Origin of the sequence: Paenibacillus sp. 1001270B_150601_E10 (assembly GCF_015558675.1) — a bacterium.
Lineage (GTDB): Bacteria > Bacillota > Bacilli > Paenibacillales > Paenibacillaceae > Paenibacillus_B.
Genome location: NZ_JADMOL010000003.1, coordinates 343,262 through 352,798 on the forward strand (window position 1 = coordinate 343,262; position 9,537 = coordinate 352,798).

Below are 9,537 nucleotides of genomic sequence, written 5' to 3' on the forward strand. Positions count from 1 at the left end.
TCTGGAATTTCGATAAGCGTTCTTCCCAAAAGGATAAAGAGCCTTCCGGCACAACGAAGGTCGTATAGCCAACCTGCCCGCCTCCAATTCGACCGGGAACCGCATCTGGCCACGGGAAGAAGGTCATGATCGTGCCGGGACTTCCCTCTTCATTCCCAAAATAAAAGTGATAAACCTCCGGTGCATCGAAATTCACCGTCTTCTTAACTAATCTCAACCCAAGGACCCCGGAATAAAAATCAATATTTTGCTGAGGGTCCTTTGCTATCGCAGTAATATGATGAATGCCTGTTGTGTGCATGCTCATGGTGATTGCCTCCTCGACTCGTTGTTTCTATGTTAGGATGTTTGTTTACTCGTCATTTAATTATCTTGAATTCGAGATAATAATATCATGCCCTTATTTTATTGTCAACTCGAGTATCTCCATTTCGAGTAATTTCTCATGATGAAAAGGCGAAGCACGCTGCTGTTTGCTGATTTTTACAATAATCCGCCTTAAGACTGAGAAATAAATCCCTCTTCAGTCGAATGATCAATGGCTGCCGCAGGTATACAATGTGAACATAACCATTTCATAAAGAAAAACTTACTAGAAATGAACGTCTAACGGTTTATTTATGATCATACACTTCTAGTTTTGATAGGAAACACTTCATACCGGAAAAGAAGAGGAGAATGCGGGATGACTAAAAGCATGTATAACGATATGAATGTTGCGGGAATAGGTACTTTTGAAGGCGGAATCTACGATAAGGTCCGGATTGACGGCGTTGCCTTTGTAAACGGCGATATTCAATGCGAGCGCTTAAGCTGCAACGGCACCGGGAAGCTAAAAGGCATCGTTACCGCAAAGTCGATCGATGTAAACGGGATGGCCTCCTTCGGCAGCCATGTGCATGGACAGCAAACAAAAGTATGCGGCAGAGCTACCATAGATGGCGAGCTGATTGGAGAGCGTCTAGAGGTAGAGGGAAGCGTATCCGTATCCAGTCAATGTGAGTTCAGAACCATTGATGTTCGAGGTCGTCTGTCAGTAGATCATGACCTCCGCACCGAGCAATTCCATACAAAAGGCTCCTTCCGCGTTCGCAATCAGCTGTCTGCAGGCCTTGTTCATGTCAACTTAAACGGCAAATGCGAAGCTCGCGAGATGAGAGCACAGAAGATCGAGGTGGTGCTCGGGAACTTCAAAAAACATTCCCTGCTTGGCGCTATGTTCAAAACGTTTGGACAGGAGCCCATACTAGAAGCAGCACTTATCGAAGGCGAATCCATCAAGCTGGAGCATACAAACGCTTCATTGGTGAGAGGTCAGAAGGTGATGATTGGACCAGGCTGTCAGATCAGACGCGTGGAATACAGCACGGATATCTACATTGACCCTACTTCGATTGTCCACGAATGTGTTCAGGTGTAAAGACAGGTTCTAGCAGTCAGCCTAAATTCGATATGAAAAAGAGAAAAGCCGACACCTTTGCGAGATAAAGCTCTAGGTGGAGATAACCCCCTTCCTAGACGCTGCTCTCATCATAGGTGTCGGCTTACTTGCATCTTCAACTGCTCTCAATCCGGCGGATCCCCTCAGTCGAAAGGGAATCCCCTATACCGTAAGGAGTTTACACCGTCTGAGCGTGCAGAAGCTCGCAGAAGCTCGCATACGCCTTATCCCAGTGCGCTTGCTCCCCTTCCTCTGGCAGCAGCGTATGAATCGGGAACGAATCCGCGACAAGCTGCCGTGCTTCCTCAAGGTTCTTGCAGTGGCCTTGTGCCATCCATTGAACCGTCATATTGCCAATGGCACTGCCTTCGATAGGCCCTGTCCATACCGGGCGCTGCAGAGCGCTTGCCGTCAACTGGCACAAGAGCTCATTCTGTATGCCGCCGCCAACCATATGGAGGCCCTCGAATGTCTGGCCTGTCAGCTTCTCCGTCCGCGTCAGTTCATGGCGATAGCACAGCGCCAAGCTGTCGAGCACCGTGCGGATAATCTCGCCCTCGTTGGCAGGCACAGGCTGCCCGGTTTCACGGCAGAAAGCCTGTACCTTCTTCGGCATATCGCCCGGAGCAAAGAACCGCGCATCATCAGGATTGATGATGCTTCTTAGACCCGTGGATTGTCCTGCTAGGCTGGCAAGCTCAGCGAAGGAGTATTCCTTGCCTTGCGCATCCCATTCGCGCTTGCATTCCTGCACAATCCACAGTCCCATAATATTTTTCAGCAGCTGATAGCGATTGCCGACTCCGCCTTCATTGGAGAAGGACAGCTCCATCGCCTCGCGATTGACAATCGGCAACAGCTGTTCCGTACCGAGCAGCGACCATGTGCCGCATACCAGATAGGCAAAGGAGTCCGATTTTGCCGGCACCGCCGCGATCGCGGATTCCGTATCATGCGTCCCTACGGCGATGACGTCCATGGATGGTACATCAAGCTCCTTTTGGATATCCTCTGTAAGCGTCCCTACTCTTGTTCCCGGATGAATCGGATCAAGGAACAAATGGGATGGTATGCCGAGCGCATCCATCAGCTCTGTATTCCACTCCTGTTTGGGCGGATGGTACAACTGGGTCGTCGTTGCCATCGTAAACTCACACACCTTCTCACCCGTCAAGAAATAAGCGAGCAGATCGGGCGTAAGCAGCAGAGTCTTGGCGATGTCTAGCTTCGGTGAAGCCGCTTTTCGCATCGCGGTTAATTGATAAAGGGTATTAAACGGCATGAATTGGAGTCCGCCCTCTTCATAGAGGCGGTCCGCGCCAAAGCGCTCATTTAACTCCTCAATTAGGCCCTCCGTATGCGAATCCCGGTAATGATAGGGGTTGCCGATCAGCTCCCCATTTTCATCAAGCAGACCGAAGTCGACGCCCCAGGTATCAATCCCGAGCGTCTCTGGGCGATATCCCGCCTGGAAAGCCTTGCGAATGCCTTCCTTCATCTCCTGAAACAGCCTTAAGGTATCCCAATGAAGATGCTTGCCGACCTGAATCGCTTGATTCGGGAAGCGATGAATTTCTTCTACACGCAGCCTGCGTGTGCCTTGGTCTTCGAGGAGCTGGCCAATCAGCGCTCTGCCGCTGCTTGCTCCAAGGTCAAAGGCGAGTACCGTCGAGATGACGTTCATCGATTCACATCCTAACATTCAAAAAGGATTATTGCTGCTCCTGAAGCAGCTTAATGCGATACTTCTCGCTCTCAAGGTTCGCAATTTCTTGGAACTCTTCTTCTGTCAGAATCTTAGGCTCTTTGATCGAACGTGCAATAATATAAATCTTTGCACTCTCTTCGACCACTTCCGTGCGATAGTACGCTTCACGAAGGTTGCGTCCTGTCGTTACCAGGCCATGGTTCATAAGCAGGATCGAACTTGCTTCGTTTACCTTAGGAAGAAGCGCATTCGCAAGCTTTTCATCTGTAGGCATAACATAAGGAATGCGAGCCGTTCTGCCAACAAGCGCCGCTTGGTCTGGGAACATGATCGGGAGATCCTCATCCAAGAGCGTAAAAGCAATGCAGTTAGGCGGATGCGTATGCACGATGGCTTGAATCTCATCGTTTGCTTGATACGCGTACAAGTGCATGAGGACTTCAGAAGATGGGCGAAGACCGTTGTCCGTTACCTCACCTGTCTCAATATCCACCTCTACCCATTGCTCAGGCTCGATTTCGTCTAAGGCAAAGCCGCTTGGGGACAAATACATCTTGCCTTCAAAGCGAGCGCTAATGTTGCCGCCAGGTCCAACTACAAGGCGGTTCTTTACGATTTTGTCTGCGTATTTGCAGAGCTCTTTGCGAATAGCCATTGATTTCATTTGACATCCTCCGTATATGAAAAATGGGAGATGGCCGCTTGTTTCTCCTGCACAAGCGGCCACATGATCCTCTTATTTATACAATGGTCCGAAGTTCTGGCATGCGCGGTAGTCTACGCCTTCCAGATTCTCTGTACCGAATAAGCTCCATGCCTTCGGACGGAAGACACGCTCCTTCGCCACGTTGTGCATGTTGACTGGAATGCGAAGCATCGAAGCAAGTGTAATCAGATCAGCACCAATATGGCCGTAGCTGATTGCGCCATGGTTCGCGCCCCAGTTGTTCATTACTTCGTATACCGATGTAAAGGCACCTTCGCCAGTCAGAATTGGAGCGAACCAAGTCGTAGGCCATGTTGGGTCTGTGCGATCGTTTAGCGTTTGATGCACATCATCCGGCAGATCGACAGAATAGCCCTCTGCGATTTGAAGGACAGGACCAATGCCTTTTACAAGGTTCAAGCGAGCCATCGTCATTGGCATGCCGCCGCGAGTCAAGAAGTTGGAAGAGTAGCCGCCGCCGCGGAAGTACTCTACAGAAGCTGGGCGCCAGGAAGTAACATCTAGGCACTTCTTCGCCTCTTCTTCGCTGATCTCCCAGTACGGCTTCATCACAGGCTCTCCATCCTTAGACTGTTCGCCTGTTCCATCAAGCGTAGCGGAACCGGAGTTGATCAAGTGAAGCATGCCGTCCTTCGCATAGCCGTCAAGCTGGTAGCCTGTTACACGCTTTACAGAGTCTGGGCTCCAGTACGTACGAACGTCAGCAAAGATTTGAGCTGTATTCGTAAGCAGGTTGCCAAACAGCATCACGATACCGTTCAGGAAGTCATTTTCTGTTGCGACCATATAAGGCGCGCGAATGCCATTCCAGTCGAAAGAGGAATTCAGCATCGCTTCCATGAAGTCGCCGTTCGGGAAGTGGTCTGTCCATTGACGCTGGCCTTGGAAGCCGGACACAACCGCATTATGACCTTGTGCTTCTTCACCAAAGCCGAGCTCGCCAAGACGCGGATTGCCTACCATCAGGTCGCGAGCGATCATCGCCATTTTAACAACGGTCTCCCAGTTCTGATCCTTCACTTCACGCGACTGCTGGATGTCAACCGGATTGTTGTCTACGCCTTCCTTGCAGTTCTCCTTCACCCATGCAAGAGCCTTCTCGAACTCTTTCGGGTCATAGATGCCTTCGTCCATACGACGAACGAATTCGCTCATATCAATATATTCCGTTCTCATTCCAAGGTATTCTTGCAGGAAGTTATCGTTAACGATGGAACCCGCAATACCCATAGATACAGAACCCATAGACAAGTACGATTTGCCCTTCATGTACGCAACCGCTAGACCTGCTTTGGCAAATGCAATCAGCTTCGCCTTCACGTCTTCAGGAATGGATGTGTCCGTTGCATCCTGAACATCCTCACCATAAATACCGAATGCAGGCAATCCCTTTTGAGCATGTGCAGCAAGTACCGCAGCCAAATACACAGCCCCTGGACGCTCTGTGCCATTGAAGCCCCATACCGCTTTCGGAATGGACGGGTCCATATCCATCGTCTCAGAACCATAGCACCAGCAAGGCGTTACGGTAATGGAAACGCCTACACCAGCACGCGCAAATTTTTCTGCGCACGCAGCTGACTCAGCTACACCGCCGATCGTCGAGTCCGCGATGACGCACTCTACCGGCTCCCCATTCGGATAACGAAGAGTGGAAGATAAAAGCTCGGCAACCGCTGTTGCCATACCCATTGTTTGAGCTTCCAATGATTCACGTACACCTTTGCGGCGACCATCGATTGTTGGACGAATACCGATCTTAGGGAATTCGCCTTTCCAGCGGGATTGTTCCAAAGTCATGACGATACCTCCATTTAGGAATGTTAGATAATTACAATTAAAGCGCTTTATTCAAGGTATAAAAAAAGAGAAAATGTGAAAAGATGTTACCGATAACTTCATCGTACCAATCTCCTCTCTTGCTGTCAAATCTTTTCTTGGGTAAAATAAGAGAATCATAGAATGGTTTCCATTCTTACAATTACGGAGTAGCCATCCATAAGGATAGAGCGGACAATGTACCAATAAGTGCCATTTTCCCTCTATTTTTATACGCTCGCTGCTGCTAGAATAGACTTCGTTTTGTTGAGATTATACCGCTTTAATTTGGGGTGGATCGTACATGTGCGGCTTCCATCCTACTCTTGTACTTATATCATGTATAGAAGGAGCTACCGCGCTATGGTTACGATATACGACATTGCTAAAAAGGCAAACGTGTCCGCCATGACCGTATCAAGAGTTATCAATAACACCGGAAAAATCAGCAAAAAGACCGAAGCCAAGGTACGAAAGATCATGGAAGAAATGAACTATGTTCCGAACCAAATGGCAAGAAGCCTTGTGCTGCAGCAGACCAAAATTTTATTTCTTCTCATCACAGATATTACAAACCCGTTCTACACGACATTATCCCGCGGTGCGGAGGATGCAGCCAATCGAAGCGGCTACCGTCTGCTCTTCGGCAACAGCGATGAGAATCTGCAAAAGGAAAATGACTATATCCACACGATCCTCTCTACACGTGTAGACGGATTGCTTGTAGCGCCTACTGGTGATGCTTCGCTCCCTCATCTAGAGCAGCTTCGCAGACATAAGGTGCCGTTCGTCCTCATCGACCGTGAGGTCCCAGGAATGGAGTGCGATGTCGTGCTTGGGGACAGCAAGGGAGGCGCTCGCGCCTTAGTCGATCACCTAATTGAGAACGGACATCGCAGCATTGCAATGGTCAACGGTCTATCTACAGCGTCTAGTGCGCGCCTGCGTCTTCAAGGCTACCAAGAAGCCTTGCTGCTGCATGGACTTGAAATGCCAGAGAACTATGTATTCGAGACGAGCTACAAGCTTCATCAGCAAGTATCAGCCAACGATGTGCAGGTATTGCCTTCTCTTGAAGCATGGTTCGATCAGCTTGATCCGCGCCCAACTGCTATTGTTGCTGGTAATAACGTCATTGCGATTGAGATCATTCGCATGCTTCGCAAGAAAGGCATCTCGGTGCCTGAGCAGATCTCTGTCGTTTGCTTCGACGACTTCGGCCTGTATTCGGAGATTGCGCCATTCATGACAGTTGCAGCGCAGCAGGCTTATCAATTCGGCTACATGGGCATGCAAACCCTTATCGAACGCATTCAAAATAAAGATCACGAGGCTCAGCCATGGCGCAAGGTCGTGCTCCCTGCCGAGCTCATCATTCGCGATTCCGTAGCACCTGTAAAGGAAGAGCAAAGCCTTTAACAAACGGCCTTCATCCTGTTATCCCGCATACAAAAGGCTGCATCCCCATCAATTAAGCAAGGAAGCAGCCTCTTCATTTCACTTCCGATTCTGAAGCGGAAGCCACGCCAAGACGTCTTGAATTCTTGCGTCCCAGTAATCCCAAGAATGACTGCCCGGACCTTCTTGATAGGTCAACGACAAGGAGCTGCGCTCAGCATGATCTCGGAATACAAGATTGTCCTGATAGAGGAAATCTTCTGTGCCGCAGCATTGATACAGCATCGGCTTCGGACCCGTCTTGCTGTCCACTTCGTCAAGCAGATGCAGCAGATCATGCTTCGAGCCTGCCAAGCTGCCTTCGCCAAAAATCAATTTCATATCCCGTGGGTTTCTTGCCATGATCTCTTCGTTCTTGATGTTGAGCGCCCCGGACAAGCTTGCAGCTGCGGCAAATTGATCTGGGCAGGTCAGCGCCCATTTGAAAGCACCGTAGCCGCCCATGGACAGGCCTGCCACAAAGTTATCCTCGCGCTTATCAGACAGCGGGAAGAAGCTTCTTACGATGCGCGGGAGTTCCTTAGACAAGAACGTCCAGTAGTTCAGTCCGTACTCCATGTCAGTATAGAAGCTGCGGTGAACATTCGGCATAATGACCGCAAGTCCCAGCGCTGCAGCGTAGCGTTCAATGGAGGTTCTGCGCAGCCAAATGGTATGATCGTCGGATAATCCGTGAAGCAGGAAAAGCGTCGGGTGGCGGTCGCTGCCCGCTTTGCCTTCAAGGCCATATTGCGTGCTTGTTGCTTGGGGTATAATGGCGGTGATTTCCGTATTGATGCCAAGCGCCTCAGAATAGAAATTACATGTGATGAGAGCCATTTATGATCCTCTCCTTCTAATCGTCGATAAGTGGTTTGTATAGTGGTTCGAATCCTATCATCTAGAATACTTCCCTTTCTAAAAAGAGTTATCCTGCTTGTCTCAGCAAGGTTTTTGTACTGGCCGCTGCTACAAAAATACATAGGTATACCCGAATTTATCTGGATTGGACGATTACCTTCGTCTATTTCGTCTATTTCGTCTATACAGAGGGGATATAGAAGGTAACCAGCGTTAGCAAAAGGAGTTTGCGAATGCTGATCGCATGAGCTGCTGCAATCTAACAAGTTAAAGAAAAGAGCCCTTTATTAGGGCTCTTGGTCCTGTGTACATTCAGGATGAATCATCATGCATTGAATCCCCTTGAGCCCTATTGGACCTTCACGATAGACCACTGCTGCTCAGCGCCATTCGTTAGGGCTGCCTGTTCCAGCACAGCCCCATCCGCAGCAGAGGCCTCCTTAACGCTTAGTGCTTTCCCGCTGTTCGCATTGCTGATTGTATAATGGCCTGAGCCGCTCGGCTCTAAGGCCCAGAGTTAATGATTCGCTCCAGAATATATATTTTGAACAACAGCCGCTCCATACCTTATCGAACCATCGCTAGTTTCGATAGCCATATTGCTATTTATATTCACAAGGTGGGATTGGAGCTTCCACCCACGAGGAAGGGGATTACCATCGATTGGATGCGGTCAAAGATATCGGTGATGGTCAATTTGGCATAATAGGTGGTTCCTGCCGCAAGCGTAGCTGGAAAAGCTCTGGAGTCGGCTTGTGGCTTTGTCTCGCTCACCTGAGCAATAGGTGCGCCTGTAAGTTGTGGTTGGTCATAAAGTTGAATCTGGTAAGCGAGCTGAGGAGAACTGGAGGCTTTCATCTTCCAGCTGACTTGAACCTGCCCATTGTCATATGCTGCTTGACTGCTTGCAAACTCGATTGGATCGAGCACAGGTGTGCTTGGCTGTGCTATGGTCTTTAAGGTTCCACTGGTGATGCTAGGCACGGTAGCCCCGCCGGACTTGAACCAAAAGTAATCGTTCGTCGCGCCGCCATCCCATGTGCCAAGTGTGTGGTTGGATGAGAATCGCTGCGTGGCCCATGAGTTCCAGCTGCCGTCTACCTTACGATTGTAGCCATTTTTGACACGGGCACCTCTGACGTTCTCAGAGGAGTCCCACCAGTCCTCTTGGAATAAGCCAAGACCACCATGCAGCTTAATCCCCTTAACGGGATGATCAAGCACCGCAATGAGCTTCCACTCGTTATTCCCGATATCCTTCACCCATTGTCCAAAGCAGGTGCCCGTGCAATCCTGATCCCATGTGCGAACGACCATGCGATACCATTGGTCCAGCTCCCAATTATAAGGGGTCATGACCTTCATCCCCGTTCCTTCCCCTCCAAAGCTCGATACCGTTGCACCAGGGATCGCATATTGGGATTCGATTGGCAGCGTCGAATGGATCGGGTCCCAAATTGCAAAGTGAGCCCGACGAGCCGCTGCTGCTGTCTCTGCATCCTGCTGGAATCCAGCGTATCCTCCCCCTTCTGCCCCTTGATTCCA

Annotated in this window: 7 protein-coding genes and 2 pseudogenes; 2 read left to right on the forward strand and 7 right to left on the reverse strand. The window is 49.8% G+C overall.

All coding sequences use genetic code 11. The annotated features are described in order from the left end of the window. Window positions 1-307 (reverse strand): annotated as a pseudogene (locus I2H74_RS24585) (VOC family protein); the annotation flags it as partial. Between the two features lie 378 nt (window positions 308-685). Between I2H74_RS24585 and I2H74_RS10130 the strand changes: the two are divergent. Further along, the gene (locus tag I2H74_RS10130) at window positions 686-1,420 is read left to right on the forward strand and encodes a polymer-forming cytoskeletal protein (protein ID WP_195573837.1); all 735 of its coding nucleotides are present in this window, start codon (window positions 686-688) and stop codon (window positions 1,418-1,420) included. 199 nt (window positions 1,421-1,619) lie between these two features. Here the strand turns inward: I2H74_RS10130 and I2H74_RS10135 are convergent, their stop codons facing one another. The 3 genes from I2H74_RS10135 to I2H74_RS10145 form a co-directional block, all read right to left on the reverse strand. Then, on the reverse strand, window positions 1,620-3,125 hold the full coding sequence (locus I2H74_RS10135) for a rhamnulokinase (RefSeq protein WP_195573838.1): 1,506 nt from the start codon (window positions 3,123-3,125) through the stop codon (window positions 1,620-1,622). A gap of 28 nt (window positions 3,126-3,153) precedes the next feature. Then, a complete protein-coding gene (locus I2H74_RS10140) occupies window positions 3,154-3,813 on the reverse strand; it encodes a class II aldolase/adducin family protein (protein ID WP_195573839.1) in 660 nt (219 codons plus the stop codon). A gap of 72 nt (window positions 3,814-3,885) precedes the next feature. Next, a complete protein-coding gene (locus I2H74_RS10145) occupies window positions 3,886-5,676 on the reverse strand; it encodes an L-fucose isomerase (protein ID WP_195573840.1) in 1,791 nt (596 codons plus the stop codon). Window positions 5,677-6,057: 381 nt separating this feature from the next. Between I2H74_RS10145 and I2H74_RS10150 the strand changes: the two genes are divergently transcribed. Continuing rightward, window positions 6,058-7,113 (forward strand): LacI family DNA-binding transcriptional regulator, encoded by a 1,056-nt coding sequence (locus I2H74_RS10150; protein WP_195574062.1) that lies wholly within the window; start codon window positions 6,058-6,060, stop codon window positions 7,111-7,113. A gap of 78 nt (window positions 7,114-7,191) precedes the next feature. Here the strand turns inward: I2H74_RS10150 and I2H74_RS10155 are convergent, their stop codons facing one another. From I2H74_RS10155 to I2H74_RS10165, 3 genes and pseudogenes are all read right to left on the reverse strand, one after another. Continuing rightward, window positions 7,192-7,971: an alpha/beta hydrolase gene (locus I2H74_RS10155; RefSeq protein ID WP_195573841.1), complete on the reverse strand. Its 780-nt coding sequence runs from the start codon at window positions 7,969-7,971 to the stop codon at window positions 7,192-7,194. A 370-nt stretch (window positions 7,972-8,341) separates the two neighbouring features. After that, window positions 8,342-8,494, reverse strand: a pseudogene (locus I2H74_RS25275) (RICIN domain-containing protein); the annotation flags it as partial. A 110-nt stretch (window positions 8,495-8,604) separates the two neighbouring features. Continuing rightward, window positions 8,605-9,537: DUF3472 domain-containing protein (locus I2H74_RS10165; RefSeq protein WP_195573842.1), on the reverse strand; the 933-nt coding region annotated here is incomplete at its 5' end.